We start from the raw sequence: 17345 nt of genomic DNA, 5'->3' as shown, positions 1-17345 counted from the left end.
TTTGTGATGCGATGATCGGGAGGGTGGTCTGGTGATCAGCTGGCGGTGTTAACAAAGCGCTCGGCCGTTAACTCGCGGCGTTAAGTGTTAACAACCCTTGTTAAGGCGAAAAAATCTCCGAATGGGTTTGGGCGCGGTTTCCGCTGCGATGCGGTTTCGACTTCAATCATGCCCCCCCGGCTACCCATGCTGTTCTCCTTCTCGGGTCTCGGCGTCCCGGTGATTCAGCCACGCCTTGACCTCTCGCATGTCGTCAGTCACCAGCAATGGGTCTCTGCCACGTGGCAAGGTGAGCACATATCGGCCACCCTGCTTCTGGCGCTGCCACTCGCGATCGGCCTTATGCAGCCAATAGCCAAGGCGAGTGGCACGCCGCATCTGCGTGAAGAACATCTTTGGCGGTGGCGGCAGGTCGGCGTGCTCGGCCATCAGTGGATCACCCTCTCTGCCAGCTCGCGCAGTTCGGGAATGCGATGCTCGTTGAGGTAGGCAACGACAGCCTTGGCGACCTTCTCTACCTCGTCTTGATCAGGTACTCGGCCCAGCTCTCTGCCGAGGGTAAGGATCTCCTCGACCAACCTTTCGTGGCACTCAATCCTCAGGCTATCGATGTCCTCATCACGCAATCCGTGTAGCTGTAGAGTGCACTGCTCCTCGATCAAGCTCATGATCCCAACCTCGCGTTGGCCCGACGCTGGGCGGCGGATGCTTCCAGCGCCATTTGCTTCTGAGTACGCCGATCCGGATTGCGCGACAGGACGAAATTGTAGGTATTCTGCTGCACTACGCCTGACCGCCCAGAACTGGGCTTCGTGTGATCGATCACGGTCTCACGCGGGTGGAGCATGGCAAGGAAGCCACCCTTGCCGTCGAGGCCACCGCTACGTGGTCCGCTGCCGGTATCGCCGCCACCATCGAAGGATGCGCCACCAAAGAAGCTCGCCGCGGCATTGAATGCCGTGCCGATCCAGCCGTCGCCGCTGCCACCCTCGACCGTCGAGCCGAATAAGTGGCGGGTCAGGTCGGCGGCGACAGCCTCGGAGACCATCCGTTGCATCGTCTCACCGAAGCCCTCGAGCATTCCTCTCAGGCCGTCTTCGAACGGGTTGAACAGGAAGTCGGCGAAGTGCGACTGCATGCCACGAGCCGCGTTCTTGGAGAACTCATCCATGGCATCGAACTGCGCCTTGATCTTATCGGTGTCAGGCTGCAGGAAGTCGTAGATGTCTTCTGGCCGTTGGGTGCTTAGCTGGGCCTCTGCAAGCCTCTCCATGGCCTCGGCATATCCGCCCACGATGGGTATGCCTTCCATAAAAGCTCGGGTGAGAGTGGCCTGCTGTTCGGCGTATTCGCGCTGCGCCGCTGCGACAGGGAATAGCTGGTCGACAAGGGACGACAAGGAGCTTGCGAATTGCTCGGCCTCGCGCGCCGCCTCCTTCAGCGCCTTTTCGGCATCTTCGATAGAATCAAGGTCGCTGGGCGGTATGAGAGGATTGTTAGAAGCTGCCTCGGCAATCTGCTTACGTCGTTCCTCAACCGAGTCGAGAAATTCCTCAATGGCCTTGGATGGCGTGAAGTCCATCGCCGCATCGAATTCAATCTGTGCCAGGTTGCGCCGGCCAAGCGCACGCTCAAAATTGCGTTCAATCCCGGCAATGAAGTCGCCTTCGGAGAAAATCGTAATCGGCTCGATGTCGCCGAAGCCAGGGATACGGTTCATTTGCTCGATGATGTTGTTGATCCTATCCCCCCACTTGTCGAAGAAAGGCGCGATATAGGACCAGGCATTGCGGGCGAACTTGGCAGAGGCAAACTCGATGTCGGCCATGATCAGCTCGCCGCGCTTCATCAGCTGCCACATCTTCCAGATGTTGTCGGATAGCTCGCCGATGTAGATCAGGCTGGACTCAACGCCAACGCGGATCGCATTATCCATGCCGCCAGCCTCACGAGCGGCGTCATTGAATCGGTCGGCTATCTCGAGGATTATTGGCGCCAGCTCCACCGCCAGGGCGTTCTGTGTCGCTTCAATGAGCAGCCCGGTGCGTGAGAGGGCATCGTTCGCCGCCTCGACAACAGAAGCATCAATGGCGTCGATGGCCAGGCCGTAGTCTTCGATCTCCTGGCGAGCCTCGCGTATGGGGTCGCCACCCTGACGCAACAGGTTGACCATCTCGGTATTACGGATGCCGAGATCCCGCAACAGGTCGGCGGTCTGGGCGCCGGAGAGGCCAAGCTCATGCACGCGGTCGGCGATGGTCGCAACGCGCTCATCGACATCCATATTGGCCAGTGCTGATGCGCTCACGCCGATACGATCCAAAGCATCGGCAGCCGCACCTTCGCCGCGCTCTGCTTCCCCCAAGCGAGACGATAGGCGCTCCATGGCGCCGTTCAAGGTGCCTATCTCGACACCCGCATCACCGCCGGCAAGTTGTAGGCCTCGAAGACCGCCAATGGTGCCATCCAATTGGCGGGCGAGCTTTGCCTGCGCATCGACGTTCTGGAGACCTGTCTTGGTCATCAGCGTCAAGCCACCAGCCGCCGCCGCGACAGCCGCCGCCCCCATGGCCGCGACCGCGCCACCGACGCGCTTGAAGCTCTTCACCATGTCATTGGTGCTGCGTTTCGTGCGCCGCTGCGCTTTATCCATGGGGCCGAGAAAATTGCCGGTCTGGAGCACCATGTCGAGCGTTAGCTTCCCAAGTGATCGGGACATCAATGAATCTCCTTGCCTGCCATAGACGCCGCGTGCAGCTCGGGAACGCGATTCTCGTTGAGCCAGCGCACCACCTCGCGGGCGACCATCAGGATCTCGTCATCGGTAGGCATACGTCCCACAGCCTTCGCAACGACCAGTATGGCGCGACGCAGAATATCTTTATGCCCTGTCATTAGGAGGTAGACGGCCTCGTCATCCAAGCCTTTCGCGTCCAGGGTGAAAGGCGCCAGCTCGTCCGCCTCACCCTGTGTCACAGGCTCCCAGTCAGGGGTGGTGTCGATCATTTCGCGCCCTCCTTCATCCGTTGGCTCAGCAGCCCGACCTTCTTGGCCAGGCCGCGAATCGTTGCCTCCAACTCATCGATACGCGCGTCACGCTCGGCCAGCGCGTTACCCAATCCCTTGGCAATCACCCTCATATCCTGCTCGCTCATGCCGGCACGTCTCTGAGTCGGGGCTGCCTTGGGCGCCTCAAGCACGTTGCCGTCAGCATCCCGAAATTCCCACTTGCCAGTATCCGGATAGAAGGTGCTTCCCATCTGCCCGGGGTTGGTTGCCCCAAGAACCGCCCGTTCTCGAATCCATTCCGGCTGATCCGCCAGGGCGCGCTCGAACTTGGCGAGAAAGGCTGCTTTGTAGCGTGCGTTGTGATCAATACTCATGGCTCGCCTCAGCTACCAGAGACCACGACAACGCCCGAGAAGTCGCCGCCCAGAATGAAGGCCCGTTCGCTCAGGATCGCCGCCGAGTTCGTTTGAAACATCGACACCAGCTCGGCCGGTGACTGCGGGTCATCGGCCATGGCAATGGACGCGTGGACAGCGGTCTGGACACGCATCCCGAAGTCACGAACAGCCAGCCGTGAGGCCGGGATCACAACGGTATCGTCCAGGTCATCCACGGCGACAATCCGCAGCCCAGGCGCCAGCAGGCCGCCGCGCACGCCGAATGCGGTGTTGCCGCTCTTCGCGGCCTGTAAGGCCATTACCGCCACGTCGCCGGCGGGCATCGCGACGACGAAGCCGGTAGCGGGTCCAGCGGTGGCCAGGGCGTCCTCCAGGGTCGCGGTGGTTGCGGTTGAGCTGTCCACCAGGGTGTCGAGAACAGCCCTATTCGTACCCCGAGCTAGGCCCAGGCGATGCTCGGCATCCATATGCTGGCGGAACTGCTCGTAGTCGTGCAGCTCCTTCGTGGCCACGGTGATCGTGGCCACTTTCTGCGGCGCGAACTGCTCGATGTCCAGACCGCTCTGACGGATGGCTTTCGGCAGGCCCTCGCCGACTGAATCGGCAGTCCATCCTGTGCCGTAGATGGCAGCGCGGACGCCAGGCAACAGCGGGACGCTGCCTTGATCAACAAGGGCGTCCAGCAGGTTCAGCTCCAGGGTCGTGGTCAACCAGGCGGCGTTCAGAACGCCCTCGCCGAAGTCACCAGAGCCCAGGGTATCGGCAGGGACGGCGGCCTTGTTCAACATCGGGTTGTCGTGCGCTTCCATCGCCGCGCGCAGCTCTTCGCCTTTCAGGCCCAGCGCTTTGAGGAGGTGAATCTCCCGTGCAGCTTCGGCCAACTGCTCCTTGGGCGGGACAGCAGCGCCAGCCACCTCCTCCATCAGCCGGGAGGCACGCAGCGCCTTTCCTCGCATAATCGGGTCCATCTGGTAATCCTCGGGTGTGGTTGACTCCACTGGCAGCGTAATGAAAAGCGCTAAAATTCATCATTTGCCGGCGATTTTACGAAGCCGTTCGATGGCTTCCGGCCATGCTTCAGGTGCGTCCGCTCCCGCCGCCTCCATGATCTCGGTTGACGCCAGATACCAGAGGGTCACCAGCAGCTCGGCCACCCCGCGCTTATGGGGGCCCTCGGCCAGCCGGAACGATTCCCATATGGCCCCGGCCACCAGCTCCGGCACCTGGCCGGCAAAGGCTCTCATCGCCTCCGTGGCATCGCACTCATTCAACCAGGCGATCACGGCATCAGGATCCACCAACGTCACGTTGCCGCGCCCACGGCCGCCCCGCCTTGCCACCGGAGCGCCAGCAGCGATCCAGCGACGTAGGGTGCTCTCGCTCACTCCGAGCGCGTGGGCGGCTTCAGGGATGACAACAGGCCCGACACGCTCTCGGGAATCGGCGTCATATGTCATGGCCTACCCCCCACTGCCTGGTAAATTAGTAAGGAGTCCAGATTCTGGAGTCGGTCAACGGCCAAAATCGGCCACACTGCTACAGAATCTGGAGCGTTTATCGAGCGATGAATGGCCGGGCGGCCCGACTGCTCCATTTTCTGAAGCGTGGGACTCCAATTTCTGGAGACGGTAAATATCGAAATTCTCATTTGCTCAGCCTCCTCCTGGGCGTTGTGGTGGGGCTGATGTCCAGCTTGCCGCCGCAGTCATCAATGGGCGCCCAGGTGAACGCATAGAGAGCGCACCGGGGGCCCTCGCGGCCCACCTGGGCGTCGCGACTCTTGATGATCAGGTTGCGCTCCTGGAGCTCGCGTAGCGCCTTGGCTAGCGTGGTGGGGGACATGCCTCCCCACTCACTCATGGTCGTGCTGGTGCAGGAGAGGTCGCCATTGTTGAATCCGTTGTGCTGGTACCCCAGCGCCAGCAGGACCTTCAGGGCCGAGCCAGAGAGCTCGCGGAAGTCCGGGTGATCCATCAGCAGCTTGGGCAGCGCGAAGGCGCCAGCCGGCCCCCACTGGACCTTGGGTTTTTTCCTTGCCATTGCACCCTCCAGGGCAGCGAGCGCCAGCAGCGCCCGCTTCCCATTCAGTCCGTCTCGGCCAAGTGGTAGCGTTGAACACACCTGCTTGGTCGGGATGGGTCGGGGTGCTTTTTCGTGGTGATGGGGATGCCCTTTCGGCGAAGATCTCGAACCACGGCTCGGGCATCGGCCAGGGGAAGCGACCACTGCAACTCTGCGGCACTCATTGGTCGTTGCTTAAGCGCCTCTAGCACGTGGCCTTGCTGGGTGTTAGCATCAACTTTCGGAAGTGTTTTGGAAGTATCCCGGTCGCCCCCACGCCCGGGATTTTTCATGTCGGTCATTGCGCCATCCCCTCTGCCATGCCGGCTTCAGCAGTGCTACCCACGGCCTCGCCCTCGGAGAGCCAGGCGAGTACGTCGCTAAGGCGGTAACGAATGCTCCGGCCCCGTTTAACGAACATCGGGGTTGGTCTGCCCAACAGCACGCCGGTTACGCGTGATTTCCGCGCGGTAGTGGGTTGTGCGTGGATGAGATGCGGGAATACAGCAGACTCGGGAAGTTCGATCAATCCCGGGTCGTCACCGGCACGATACCGCGCCATAGCGGCGGCCAGGACAGCGGTAGGATCTTGATGGTTTGCAGACATCGAAAGCGTCTCCTTGTTGCTTGACGCTTTCGATCATGGCCACGATTAGATTGGTGTTATATGCCGTCAGCCGGCAGACTGTACATATTAGAGATTACTCAATCTCTCGCAGCCAATCGTAAATAGTTCGAAACTTTATATCCACTAGATGGGCTTCATCGATTGCTTTAGCAGCGGCTCTCGTGCTTTTAAACTCATTCTTATGATCTTCGTAGTATTGAATCACGAATGCCTTATCTCGCTTGTTATCGATATGCCGTGCTTTTCCTCCACGGCTCGGGAACTCGGAAATAATTGGCTCAAGATATTCGTCAAGGTCCCATTCCTCGGTCGCCTCTTTGGCCAGCACATCACGCAGCATAAGTAATAACATGAGAAGGGCAGGAGACTCCTTGAAGTCGGGGTCCATCACGCAGCCATTGACGAACTGAGTTATCTTGCCCTGGGCACGATGGAACGGCTTTTTCCGCTCCTCGATGATGTAGTTCTCGATCTCCTCCAAGGTCCAGTTCTCGGCGCCTTCTGGCCCGCCGGCTGGGGGTTTCCGTTTCATCAGCGGCACTCCTCACGCACTCCAGTAAGGAGGCTGGCCAGCGCGGTGGAGTTGCCGCGCGTTCGGGAGCTACTCTAGGCCAGCCAACGGGGTCGTCTCAACAGGCATTGGCCTGTCGATCTCTTACACCGCCTCCTCGGCGGCTATCTCATCACCCTGCCCCGGCGCCTTCCTGGCGAACAGTTCCACGGCATCGCGCTTGTGGTCGGGGGCCAGGTGGGCGTAGTGGGCAATGGTCGTCTGAATGTCAGCGTGGGCCATCAGCTTGGAGACGGTAAGCAAGTCAACGCCGCCCATCACCAACTGGCTCGCGAAGTTGTGACGCAAGGTGTAGAGCTGCAGGTCATCGGGCAGCCCGGCCAGCTTGCGGACGGCGGCCCACGGCTTCTGCATGGCGGTCGAACTCATCCGCTTGCCAGTGACCGGTGACGAGAACACAAGGCCGGTCTTCGGCTCACCCAGCTGTTTCCACCAGGTCTTGAGCACGTCCACCGCCGCCCGGGAGAGCGGGAAGGTCTGGGGCTCTGGTCGCTTATGGGCGGTCTTCTCGATCACCTTTCGGGCCGTGGCAAAGGTCAGGTTCACGTGCTCCCAGCGCAGGCCGAACAGGTCGCCAGGCCGAAAGCCGGTGTAGAACATGGTCAAGATCCACGGCTTGACGTGATCCACGTAGGCTACGCCATCCAGATCGGGCAGATACGCCTTGCCGTGGGCGCGGCTGCTGCGTCGCTGCTGGCGCTTCTCCTCCTGATACGCCTCCAGGCCAGCGAACAGGGCTTCGACTTCCTCAGGCTCCAGATAGCGGCGCTCAGCGCCCTGCTCGGCCAGCTCCTCGTCGCTCAGTGCCGGCTTCTGCAGCTTCACGCCTTTCAGCGGGTGAGCCGGTATCACCTTGCGCTCGGCAGCGTGGGCCAGCAGGCCACACAGGGCGTCGTAGGTGCGTTTCAGGGTGCCGAAAGCGCGGGGCTTATCCATGGCCTCCTGATCAGCCTGCCAGCGCTCGACATCGACGCGGGCAAGGCTGCTCATCGGTTTGTCGAGCCAGTCGGAGAAGTCATTCTTGATGCGGCGCAGGTTGGCCGCGCCGTCCTTCATACGGTTCTGATAGGCGGCATAGGGGCCGTCCAGGTAGGCGCGGAGGGTCTGCTGCTGCTGGCGCTCGGCTTCGGCCTTGGCTTCCTCCAGCACCGCGCGCGGATCGCCGCCCTGGGTCACGACTGACCGCGCCTCCTTGGCACGCTTCCGACCACTATCCGCAGTCAGGTTGTCGGCTCCATAGCGACCGATGGTCAGGACACGACGCTTGCCAGTGAGGTTGTAGTAGGACAGCCGCAGAGTAAGGCCACGCTTGCCGGCGCGGACGTGGTAGCCAGACAGATCTTTGTCCCACACCTCGTCACCCTCGGGCAGCTCACGGGCCAGCCGCTCGAGCACCCGGGTGGTGAGTTTTTCGGTCTTCTTGGCCATGCCCAACCCTTCCAGGTTCCAAATAGGTTCCACTGGTAGGATATAACAGGGTATACCGGGCAACAACAGGAAACCTTCAACAACCACTCAAGATACTGTTTTACTTGAATATTTAGATGCTCTCTTGGTGACGCTTGTTTCTGCTGATTTACCGCTTTCGCGCACTCGTAATGCGCAGGTCGGTGGTTCGAGTCCACTTTGCGGCACCATTACTCACTGAAAAACCGCCACTTTCGACATCGGTCGGGTGGCGGTTTTTCGTTGCACACCTCTCTAGGTGACGAATAGGTGACATGCAATGAAACCAGGTCGACCAGTGACAGACGGCTGCGGAGACGCGATTACCACACGCCAATCATTCAGGCATCATTTCACGTTGTCGTGACCGGTTCCTGGAGCCGTCTTTCGAACTCCCTGTGGCGGGCATAGAGTGGACTACACTCGCAAAGGAAGAACCTGATCGCCGACCTCGACAGGGCCGGCCGGACCACATTGAGCGCGGCGCAGGGTGGCGGATCTCGTTTGGCGTTCGACGCCCCAGCCCTCGTACTCGCGCCGCGCAGTGACGCGGGGAGGAACCATGGCGGCGATTGAGCGCTACGACGTGATCTGCATCGGCGGCGGCTCCGGCCTGACCGCCGCCTATTACGCTCAGCAGGACGGCAAGTCGGTCGCGCTGGTCGATGATCGTCCCGACCAGCTCGGCGGCACCTGCGTGAACCGCGGCTGCATCCCGACGAAGGGCCTGATTCAGGCTGCCGAGGTGATGCAAACAATCCGGCACGCTGGGGACTTTGGTATCCACCTGGATCAGTCGTCGGTTCGCGTCGACTTCCAGGCCGTTCTCGAAACGGTTCGCCGGCGGCGCGAGAACGACGCCGCTGCCGTACGCCGCTGGGTGGAAGGCGCCTTCACTCCCTTCTATGGCCAGGCGCGGTTTGTGGACGACAAGCTGATCGAGATGGAGGATGGGCGCCAGTTGACCGGAGAGCGGATCTTCATCGCGGCGGGCGCGCGACCCGCGATCCCGCCGATCCCCGGGCTGGCGGAGAGCGGGTTCCTCACCAACGAGTCCGTCATCTTCGACCTCACCGAGCAGCCCGAGCACCTGATCATCCTTGGCGGCGGCTACATCGGCTGCGAGTTTGCCCATTTTTTCTCCTCCCTGGGCACCCGCGTAACGGTGATCGACCATTCCGAATGCCTGCTGGCCGAAGACGACGATGTGCGGGCGCTGTTCACGCAGGAGCTTGCCAAGCGGGTGGAGCTGGTGCTGCAAGCTGAGGCACGCCAGGCGCTGGTGCGCGACGGGCAGTGCGGCCTGGTCGTCACCACCGACGACGGCGAACGTACCATGCTCGGCGATCAGATCCTGCTGGCCACCGGTCGGCGTCCCAACACCGATCGCCTCGCGCTGGAGCAGACGGGGGTCGAGCTAGACGGCCGCGGCTTCGTGGTGGTCGACGACGAGCTTCGGACCACGCACCCCGACATCTATGCCTATGGCGACGTCATCGGGCAGGGGATGTTCAAGCACACCTCGAGCTACGAAGGTGAGCTTGCCTACCGCAACGCCCACGGTGCCTCCCTTGCTGTCGACTACACCGCCAATCCGCACGCCGTGTTCAGCAACCCGCAGATCGGCTCGGTCGGGCTAACCGAGCGCGCCTGTCGCGACCAGGGCCTGGATTACACCGTGGCCCGGAAGAATTACGCCGATTTCGCGAAGGGCAAGATCGTCGGTTCACCACCGGGCTTTGCGAAACTCCTCGTTGAGAAGGGCAGCGACCGGATCCTGGGCTTCCATATGATCGGACCCCAGGCAGCCGACCTGATTCACGAGGTGGTGGTCGCCATGAACACCGCGGGGGCCACGGCAGCACGCGTGCGCGACAGCATCCACGTCCACCCGACACTCGCCGAGTTGGTCAAGCAGGTGTTCGACGCCACGGCGTAGGCGTCTGTCCGGCCTCAGAAACATCTGTACCTTGAAGCCGAGGAATGCACAACGAAAGCCGTATAGATCTCGACCCTACCTTTGAGGCAAGGATGCCCGCTCGCACAGTCATTCACTTCATATTTCCTTAAACCTGCACGAAATAGGCCGTGGCATACATGATGACGATGCCCGCTGTGAAACCGCTGATCGAGGCAACGGAGATCATGGCGCCACCGCTGGCTATCGAGGTGCGGCGCAGGAAGTCCCCCACTTCGATCATGACCTGCAGGATAGCGCCCGCGCCAATCCCCAGCAGCAGCGCCGACCAGTGCGGGGCATAGGCATAGGCCCCGATCCATGTCCCCAGCACCGCTGGCAAACCGGCCAGAGCGATCAGGCCGATCCACGCCACCCAGCGCACACGCTCGCGGGTCAGCGGTGCCGCAATGCCGATGCCTTCGGTAAGGTTGTGCAGGGTGAAACCGATGACGAGGAAGGTGCCCAACGCCGCCGACCCGGCGGCGAACGAACCGCCGATCGCTAGCCCCTCCCCCAGGTTATGCAGGCCGATTCCCAACGCAAGATAACTGGCTAGAGCCAGCCCTCGGGGTGGTTCACGGTGTCGACGACCGACCGCCATCAACGCAACGAAGGCGACCAGTGCTGCCAGCCAGACCAGGGCATGTCCCTGGAAGATCGAAGCGGCTTGATCTCCCAGCTCGAGCCCCTCCTCGAGCGTGTCCACCAGCAGGAAGACCAGCAAGCCCAGCGTCAACGCCAGCGCGAACTCGAACCCGCGCGGCCCGGATTGCTGCAACGCCGGGCGGAAGAGTATGCCAAGCGCCACGGGCAGCACGCCGACGTACAAGCCGAGCAGACCATAGCCGATGAACTGTGCGGCACTCGCCTGAGGTGTCGCCTCGGCGACTTCGATGGTGTGATCGAAAGTGGCGCCGGTATTGGTGATAAAAGTGATTTCGTGAAGTTCATCCTCGACCCACGGATACGGCAGGTGGATCCAGGCGCTCGTCCCTCGCCCAAGGGCACCGGCGGGTTCCTGGGTAAAGCGCCAGTAGGCGCCGTCCACCAGCACCTGGGCAATATGCATGGGCTCGGAGCCAGTGGCCCGAACCTTGAGATCGATACCCTCTTCATCCAGGACGGTACGTTCGACCGTGAGTTGCTCGATCGGAGGCGGCGAAACGCCGAGCAGCGACAGCGGTTCGGTGACCAAGAAGGTAGCTATCGCCACGCCAAGCAATACAACCGGCAGTAGTAACGAACTCCAGAACCGAGCGCTCATTCCACGACCTCGAAGAAGCCCATCCAGCCAAGCTCCACGAATTCGCTCTGGTGAGCATGAAACATGTACAGTCCCGGCTCATGATCGGCAAAGGAAAATTCCAGGATCCCGCGCTGTCCCTGGCACTGTATGACAGTATCCACGGTACGCAGCGTCGGCGTGAGCGTCGTGCCGTGATCGTAGTAATCGAAGAAGTTCGCGTGCAGGTGAAGTGAATTCACGGGATCGAACTCAGTGACGTTGACCAGATAGACCCGCACCGGACGCTCACGCGCGATGCGAATCGGGTGATTGGCATAGGCATGGGCCACTGTGTTGACGGCATATACCTCGTTCTCCTCGTCGAAGTTGGTATCGAAGCCATTCATCACCATCACGAACTCCTGCCAAGGCTGGTTCTCCTCGCTGCCCAGGACTCGGGAACGTGCAACATCGGCATGTTCAGGGTGGCGACTGGGATCGGGGTCGACGATGAACGCTCCGTACAAGCCCTTGTGGATATGCCGCTTCAACGGTACCGAATGACAATGGTAGAGATGGCAGCCAAAAGGTAACGCATCGAATTCGTAGGTGAACGATTCTCCCGGCGCGACCTCACCGGCACCGGGGATGCCATCCATACGTGCGGAATGTATGCCATGGAAGTGCATCGTATGCGTATGACTGCCCTGGTTGATGAAGCGAATGCGAATGCGGTCGCCTTCCATCGCCCTGAGGCTGGGCCCGGGAACACGGCCGTTGTAGGTCCACGCTGGAAAGAAGACACCCGGCGCGATCTCGACCTCCTTGTCCAAGGCGACGATGGTGTATTCACGCAGGGGCTGACCATTGGGCAGTCGCCCCACCTTGCCCGTATCCCAGTCGGACAGGACGATGCTTGGATCGAAGCCGTTGCGTGCATGATCCACCTCGCCCACCGTCATCATGCCTCCGGACGACGTGGGCTCCGACATTCCTCCATGCATCGAATAGCTCTTCGAGTCGGCTGTCGCATGTCCGCCGAGACCGAGCAGGGAACCGACAGCGCCCCAGAAGCCTGACTTCAGGAATCCGCGACGGTTGAACATCGGCAGTTTCATTGGAACTCCTGAACAAACTGAGGATGGAAGTCCCCCCTCAGCGTTTACCGCGGAACAACTCGCGCCAGAAGTCGAAGGCGGCCAGTAACACGCACCCGATCGTGAAGATGATCAGGTCGATATGCGGCACGAAGAGCGGTACCGTGATCACGAAGGTGATCAATCCCAGCAGCGCAACGATCGCAAGCACCTTGTCAGTCATGCATCTCCCTCCCCGGAGAGCGTGCGCACCAGCCAGCGCGCCGTTCTGAGTAGCCGTGCATCCTGACCGTACTGACCGACCAACTGCACCCCCAGAGGCAATCCATTCGGCCCTGTCATCAGTGGCAGGCTGATTGTCGGCAGGCCGCAGAAGGTCCAGAGGCTGTTGAAGACCGGGTCGCCGGTGCCCTCCAGCCCCTCGGGCGCCTCGCCCGGTGCCGCCGGCGTGACAATGGCGTCGAAGCGGTCGAAAATGGGCCCAAGTGCATCACGCAGTACCCAGCGCATATCCCTCGCCGCCAGGTAATCGGGTGCCCTCATCGCCCGCCCGTCGGCGATCAGTTGGCAAAACTTCTCGCTGATCCGATCCGGGGCGCGGTCGACATAGTGACCGAGATTGCGCGCCATTTCGGCCGCCATCACGCTGCCAAGCCAACCGATACCGCGACTGAAGACCTCGGGCAACTCGACCTCGTCGGCCTGCTCGCCCAATGCCTCGCCAAGCTCGCCGAAAGCATCCCGCGTCGAAGCATCCGCACTCTCCCAGATGGGTGTCTTGACGAAAGCCAGCGCCGGTGTCACCAGTGGCTCGGACAGCGCAGTGCCGATCAGCGGCCCCGGGCTTTCCAGCACATCCGCGTCCCGTCCATCCGGCCCCATCAGCAGCTCGGCCAACGCTGCGTCCTCGATGGTGCGGGCAAAGACGCCGACCTGATCTAGGCTCGGCGCCAGTGTCAATACGCCGGTTCGCGGGACAGCACCGAAGGAAGGCTTGAATCCGATCACGCCACAGAAAGAGGCTGGCCGGATCACCGAACCGTTGGTCTGACTACCGAGCGCCAGCGGCACCATGCCGGCCGCCACCGCCGCAGCCGAGCCGCTCGACGAGCCGCCGGGTGTCCGCCCTGGATCGTGGGGATTGCGCGTCTTGCCTGGGTGGTAGTAGGCGAATTCAGTGGTGACCGTCTTGCCGAGAATCACCGCCCCGGCGGCCCGCAGCCGGCGAATCACCGTGGCGTCCTCGAACGGCCGTCTGCCAGCATCGATGGGCGTGCCGTTTGCCGTCGGCATTCCCTTGACGTCGATGATGTCCTTGATTGCCACGGGCACCCCGTGCAAAGGCCCGAGCGGCCACCCGCGCCTACGGCGCCGGTCGCGCTCCTCGGCCTCGGCCATCGCCTTGTCGCGGTCGATGAACTCCCAGGCCTGGACCCGTTCCTCCTCCGCCGCGATGCGCTCTAGGCAAGCCGCGACCAACTCGCTTGAATTCAGCGCGCCCTCGGCGATACGCCAGGCGGCCTCGCGCGCCGTCAACAGGCAGGGCCCCTCTGTCGGAATCCGCTTAGCGGCCATAGATCACCTCCGGCAGCCAGAATACGATCCCGGGAATGTTGTAGAGCACCACCATGGCCAGGAATACCATCGCCAGGAATGGCATGCAGCCACGAAAAATCTCGACCAGTTGCACGTGTGGCGGCGCTATTCCCTTGAGGTAATAGGCTGACATCGCCATGGGTGGCGTCAGGAACGAGGTCTGCAGGTTGAGTGCCACCAGGATACCGAAGAACAGCGGATCGACGCCAAAGTGCGGCAGCAACGGCAGGAAAATCGGCACGAAAATGATAATGATCTCCGACCACTCCAGCGGCCAGCCCAGCAGGAAGATAATGAGCTGCGCCAAGATCAGGAAAGTGAGCGGCGAGATATCGAGCCCGGTAACGAACTCAGTAATCAGATGCTCGCCTCCCAGATAGGAGAACACCGACGAGAATGTCCACGAGCCGACGAACAGCCAACAGACCATGGCCGTGGTCTTCATCGTCAGATAGACCGCCTCGCGCAGTCGCTGCCAGGTCAATGCGCGATAGGCCACCGCCAGCGCCAACCCGCCTAGCGCCCCTGCCGACGCCGCCTCGGTCGGCGTCGCCAATCCAAACAGGATCGACCCCAGTACCGCCATGATCAACACCGCCAGCGGTACGAACGAAGTCAAAACCATCAGGATCAGCCGAGCGGTAGGGATATCGCCGACATCCTCCTCGCTTGGTTTGGGTGCCACCGACGGCTGCAAGATGGAACGCCCGATGATGTAGACGAGATAGAGCCCAGCAAGCAAAAAGCCGGGGAGCAGCGCCCCGGCATACAACCGCACGATCGAGACTCCCGAGGCCGCCGCGTAGACGATCAGCATGATCGAGGGTGGGATCAAAATGCCGAGCGTACCGCCGGCGCAAATCACACCCGAGGCGAAGCCGGTGTTGTAGCGCGCCTTGAGCATCGCCGGGAACGCCAACAGCCCCATCAGCGTCACCACCGCGCCGACGATGCCGGTCGCGGTAGCGAACAGCGCACAGGTGATCAACGCCGCCACCGCCATGGCACCAGGCAGCCGTTTAGCCGCGATATAAAGCGTCGAGAACAGCCGGTCGACGATATTGGCACGTTCGACGATATAGCCCATGAACAGGAATAGAGGCACCGCGGTCAGCACCTCGTTCGCCATCACCGAGTAGGTCTGGTTGACGAACAGGTCGAAGATCCGGTTATTGAAGAACCCGCCGATCCAGGTCTCGAGTAGCTCCCAGTTACCGGCACCTGCCTCTAGCGCGCGGTCGTAGTCGCGCCACATGCGGCCCGGATTGAAGTAGGCGTAGTAACCGAAGATGACCCCCAGCGCCATCAGGGTGAAGGCGATCGGGAAACCGAAAAAGATGATGAGGATGAAGATCCCCAGCATCATGATGGCGATCTGAGGATCCGTCATATGTCGTCTCTCCCGTGCGCATACTTCTCTGCCTTGTCGATCTCTCCGGCGGCCGCCTGCTTGATCAGTTTGTCCTCGAGTTCCTCGACATCCTCCATGTGCGGCGGCCATTCATTGGTGCGGATACAGATGATGCAGCGGAAAACCTGGGCGATCCCCTGGATGAACAGCAGCATCCCGGCCACCACGAGCATGGTCTTGAAATGGAACACCGGTACGCCCGCAGGCGAAAAGGTGCTCACCTCCAGATAACGCCATGAGCGTGCGGCATACTTCCAGCCGGCAATCACCAAGGCCGTGATGCCGGGGAAGAAGAAGATGAAGTAGAGCACCAGCTCGACGATAGCCTGGGTACGCGGCTTCCATAGCCGATAGAGGAAGTCGCCGCGCACATGGGCATCGCGTGACAGCGTATAGGCGCCACCCACCATGAACAGCGTACCGTAAAGGATGTAGGACATATCGAAGGCCCAGGCGGTCGGCGCATTGAAGACGTAACGCACCACCACCTCGTAGCCCATGCCGAACGCCATCAGCAGAATCAACCAGGCGAACGCCCGACCGAACCAACCCGTAAGGCGATCTATGAACTGGACGAGCTTGATCATAACGCGGGTACACCTGCCGAGTGAGCCCCTGCAACGGCCAAACGACCGCCGCGCCGGGGGTTATTCGGAATCGTTCGCGCTCCCTGCCCCCGCCACAAGGATCGGGGGCAGGGGCAGGCAGACGATTTCAGAGCTTCAACTTGCCCGGGAAATAGTGCTCGTAGGCAAGCGCCAGGTCGGGCTTGTTCATCAGCTCGTAGAAAACAACGCGATCGACCCACTCGCGCTGACTGTCCATGCACCGCTTCATGAAGTCGTCCTCCTCCAGTTGAGGAATCAGCTTGTCCCAAGCCTGTAGCTCGGCGTCGAGAATCTCCTGCGACGTGCGGTGTACGGTGACGCCGTGCTCCTCCTGCAACGCCCGCAGGTCCTTGGAGTACTGATCGAGCGCCAACGCCGTGTTAGAAGTCGATGCGGCCTCGACGCCATACTGCAGGATCGCCTGCAGGTCCTCGTCGAGGTCGTCGAAGAAGTCCCTGTTGAACATGAACTCGAACGACTCACTGGCTTGGTGGTACGAGGAAAGGATGTAGTTCTTGGCCACGTCCTGCGCGCCAAAGCGCAAGTCGGAGGACGGGTTGTTGAACTCGAAGGCATCGATGACACCGCGCTCCATTGCCGGCACGATCTCGCCACCCGGTAGTTGAGTAACGCTCATGCCAAGCTCTTGCATGAGGTCAGCGGCAAGCCCCACGGTGCGGTATTTGAGGCCCTGGACTTCATCGATCGTGGTCACTGGCTCCTTGAACCAGCCAAACGGCTGGGCAGGCATCGGGAAACCATAGAAGCCATAGACGTCGAGACCGAGGATGTCCTGCGTCAGTTCGCGGTAGAGTTCCTTGCCGCCACCCTGATAGAACCAACCCAACATGGTAGTGGCATCGCCGCCCCAAACTGGACCGGTGCCGAACAGCGATGCAGCCTTGTGCTTGCCATACCAGTATACCGGCACCGTGTGTGCGGCATCGAGAATGCCGTCATTGACGGCGTCGAGTACCTGGAAGGCACCGACCACAGCACCCGCCGGCAACAGGTCGATCCGCAGCCGGCCACCGGACATCCGGTTGACGCGATCGACATACTCGCGCGCGAAGTCCATCCAGATGTCACCCGAGGGCCATGAGGTCTGCATCTTGATGACGATCGGGCTTTGCCCCAGCACCGCCGGAGCAGCCAGCGTACTCGCCGCCACCCCACCAGTGGCTAGCAAGCCGCCTTTCAGGAACTGCCGACGCGAAGTCGACTTCGTCCGTATGTCGGTATCCGCAGTGGTCTGCTCTGGCTTGGTGTCCAAGCTGGCGTCTGTTGTGTTCATCATTGTGTTGTTCTCCCATTGCACGCAATGTCGTTATCGTT

General features: G+C 61.3%; 20 protein-coding genes. 1 reads left to right on the top strand and 19 read right to left on the bottom strand.

Translation table 11 applies throughout. The annotated features are described in order from the left end of the window. Positions 1-180: 180 nt before the first annotated feature. The 12 genes from IE093_RS08460 to IE093_RS08405 form a co-directional block, all read right to left on the bottom strand. Positions 181-429 carry a hypothetical protein gene (locus IE093_RS08460; protein ID WP_189468113.1) on the bottom strand — a complete coding sequence of 83 codons (249 nt, stop codon included), beginning with the start codon at positions 427-429 and terminating at the stop codon, positions 181-183. Further along, positions 429-668 (bottom strand): hypothetical protein, encoded by a 240-nt coding sequence (locus IE093_RS08455; RefSeq protein ID WP_189468111.1) that lies wholly within the window; start codon positions 666-668, stop codon positions 429-431. The genes IE093_RS08460 and IE093_RS08455 overlap by 1 nt, the downstream gene beginning before the upstream one ends. Continuing rightward, positions 665-2683 carry a hypothetical protein gene (locus IE093_RS08450; RefSeq protein WP_189468109.1) on the bottom strand — a complete coding sequence of 673 codons (2019 nt, stop codon included), beginning with the start codon at positions 2681-2683 and terminating at the stop codon, positions 665-667. The genes IE093_RS08455 and IE093_RS08450 overlap by 4 nt, the downstream gene beginning before the upstream one ends. Positions 2684-2718: 35 nt before the next feature. Then, positions 2719-3006, bottom strand: a complete 288-nt coding sequence (locus tag IE093_RS08445) for a hypothetical protein (protein WP_189468107.1) — start codon at positions 3004-3006, stop codon at positions 2719-2721. Then, positions 3003-3383, bottom strand: a complete 381-nt coding sequence (locus IE093_RS08440) for a hypothetical protein (RefSeq protein ID WP_189468105.1) — start codon at positions 3381-3383, stop codon at positions 3003-3005. Before IE093_RS08440 ends, IE093_RS08445 begins: the two co-directional genes overlap by 4 nt. Positions 3384-3391: 8 nt before the next feature. Beyond that, entirely contained in the window at positions 3392-4375 is a 984-nt protein-coding gene (locus tag IE093_RS08435; protein WP_189468103.1) for a hypothetical protein, read from the bottom strand. Positions 4376-4435: 60 nt separating this feature from the next. Then, positions 4436-4864 (bottom strand): helix-turn-helix domain-containing protein, encoded by a 429-nt coding sequence (locus tag IE093_RS08430; protein WP_189468101.1) that lies wholly within the window; start codon positions 4862-4864, stop codon positions 4436-4438. Between the two features lie 187 nt (positions 4865-5051). After that, on the bottom strand, positions 5052-5447 hold the full coding sequence (locus tag IE093_RS08425; protein WP_189468099.1) for a MarR family transcriptional regulator: 396 nt from the start codon (positions 5445-5447) through the stop codon (positions 5052-5054). A gap of 44 nt (positions 5448-5491) precedes the next feature. Then, a complete protein-coding gene (locus tag IE093_RS22880) occupies positions 5492-5761 on the bottom strand; it encodes a helix-turn-helix domain-containing protein (RefSeq protein ID WP_422730967.1) in 270 nt (89 codons plus the stop codon). 5 nt (positions 5762-5766) lie between these two features. Further along, complete coding sequence (locus IE093_RS08415; protein ID WP_189468096.1) at positions 5767-6075, bottom strand: hypothetical protein; 309 nt, start codon at positions 6073-6075, stop codon at positions 5767-5769. Positions 6076-6169: 94 nt separating this feature from the next. Beyond that, positions 6170-6628 carry a hypothetical protein gene (locus IE093_RS08410; RefSeq protein ID WP_189468095.1) on the bottom strand — a complete coding sequence of 153 codons (459 nt, stop codon included), beginning with the start codon at positions 6626-6628 and terminating at the stop codon, positions 6170-6172. A gap of 123 nt (positions 6629-6751) precedes the next feature. Further along, complete coding sequence (locus tag IE093_RS08405; RefSeq protein ID WP_189468093.1) at positions 6752-8095, bottom strand: site-specific integrase; 1344 nt, start codon at positions 8093-8095, stop codon at positions 6752-6754. Positions 8096-8675: 580 nt separating this feature from the next. Here IE093_RS08405 and IE093_RS08400 point away from each other — a divergent pair. Further along, complete coding sequence (locus IE093_RS08400) at positions 8676-10052, top strand: dihydrolipoyl dehydrogenase family protein (protein WP_189468091.1); 1377 nt, start codon at positions 8676-8678, stop codon at positions 10050-10052. A 127-nt stretch (positions 10053-10179) separates the two neighbouring features. On the opposite strand, the gene IE093_RS08395 is transcribed toward IE093_RS08400, so the two are convergent. The 7 genes from IE093_RS08395 to IE093_RS08365 all read right to left on the bottom strand — a co-directional run bounded on the left by IE093_RS08395 (position 10180) and on the right by IE093_RS08365 (position 17307). Further along, positions 10180-11337, bottom strand: a complete 1158-nt coding sequence (locus IE093_RS08395; protein WP_189468088.1) for a ZIP family metal transporter — start codon at positions 11335-11337, stop codon at positions 10180-10182. Then, on the bottom strand, positions 11334-12416 hold the full coding sequence (locus tag IE093_RS08390) for a multicopper oxidase domain-containing protein (protein ID WP_189468086.1): 1083 nt from the start codon (positions 12414-12416) through the stop codon (positions 11334-11336). The genes IE093_RS08395 and IE093_RS08390 overlap by 4 nt, the downstream gene beginning before the upstream one ends. A gap of 37 nt (positions 12417-12453) precedes the next feature. After that, positions 12454-12618 (bottom strand): hypothetical protein, encoded by a 165-nt coding sequence (locus IE093_RS08385; RefSeq protein ID WP_189468084.1) that lies wholly within the window; start codon positions 12616-12618, stop codon positions 12454-12456. Further along, the gene (locus tag IE093_RS08380; protein WP_189468082.1) at positions 12615-13970 is read right to left on the bottom strand and encodes an amidase; all 1356 of its coding nucleotides are present in this window, start codon (positions 13968-13970) and stop codon (positions 12615-12617) included. Before IE093_RS08380 ends, IE093_RS08385 begins: the two co-directional genes overlap by 4 nt. Further along, complete coding sequence (locus IE093_RS08375; RefSeq protein WP_189468081.1) at positions 13960-15381, bottom strand: TRAP transporter large permease; 1422 nt, start codon at positions 15379-15381, stop codon at positions 13960-13962. The genes IE093_RS08380 and IE093_RS08375 overlap by 11 nt, the downstream gene beginning before the upstream one ends. Next, positions 15378-15989 (bottom strand): TRAP transporter small permease subunit, encoded by a 612-nt coding sequence (locus IE093_RS08370; protein ID WP_189468079.1) that lies wholly within the window; start codon positions 15987-15989, stop codon positions 15378-15380. The genes IE093_RS08375 and IE093_RS08370 overlap by 4 nt, the downstream gene beginning before the upstream one ends. 127 nt (positions 15990-16116) lie before the next feature. After that, entirely contained in the window at positions 16117-17307 is a 1191-nt protein-coding gene (locus tag IE093_RS08365; protein ID WP_229803398.1) for a TRAP transporter substrate-binding protein, read from the bottom strand. Positions 17308-17345: the final 38 nt, after the last annotated feature.

It is taken from the genome of Litchfieldella qijiaojingensis, from assembly GCF_014651875.1.
In the GTDB taxonomy this organism is placed as follows: domain Bacteria; phylum Pseudomonadota; class Gammaproteobacteria; order Pseudomonadales; family Halomonadaceae; genus Litchfieldella; species Litchfieldella qijiaojingensis.
Note: the sequence above shows the minus strand (reverse complement) of the source record. Positions and strands in the feature narration are given on the sequence as shown.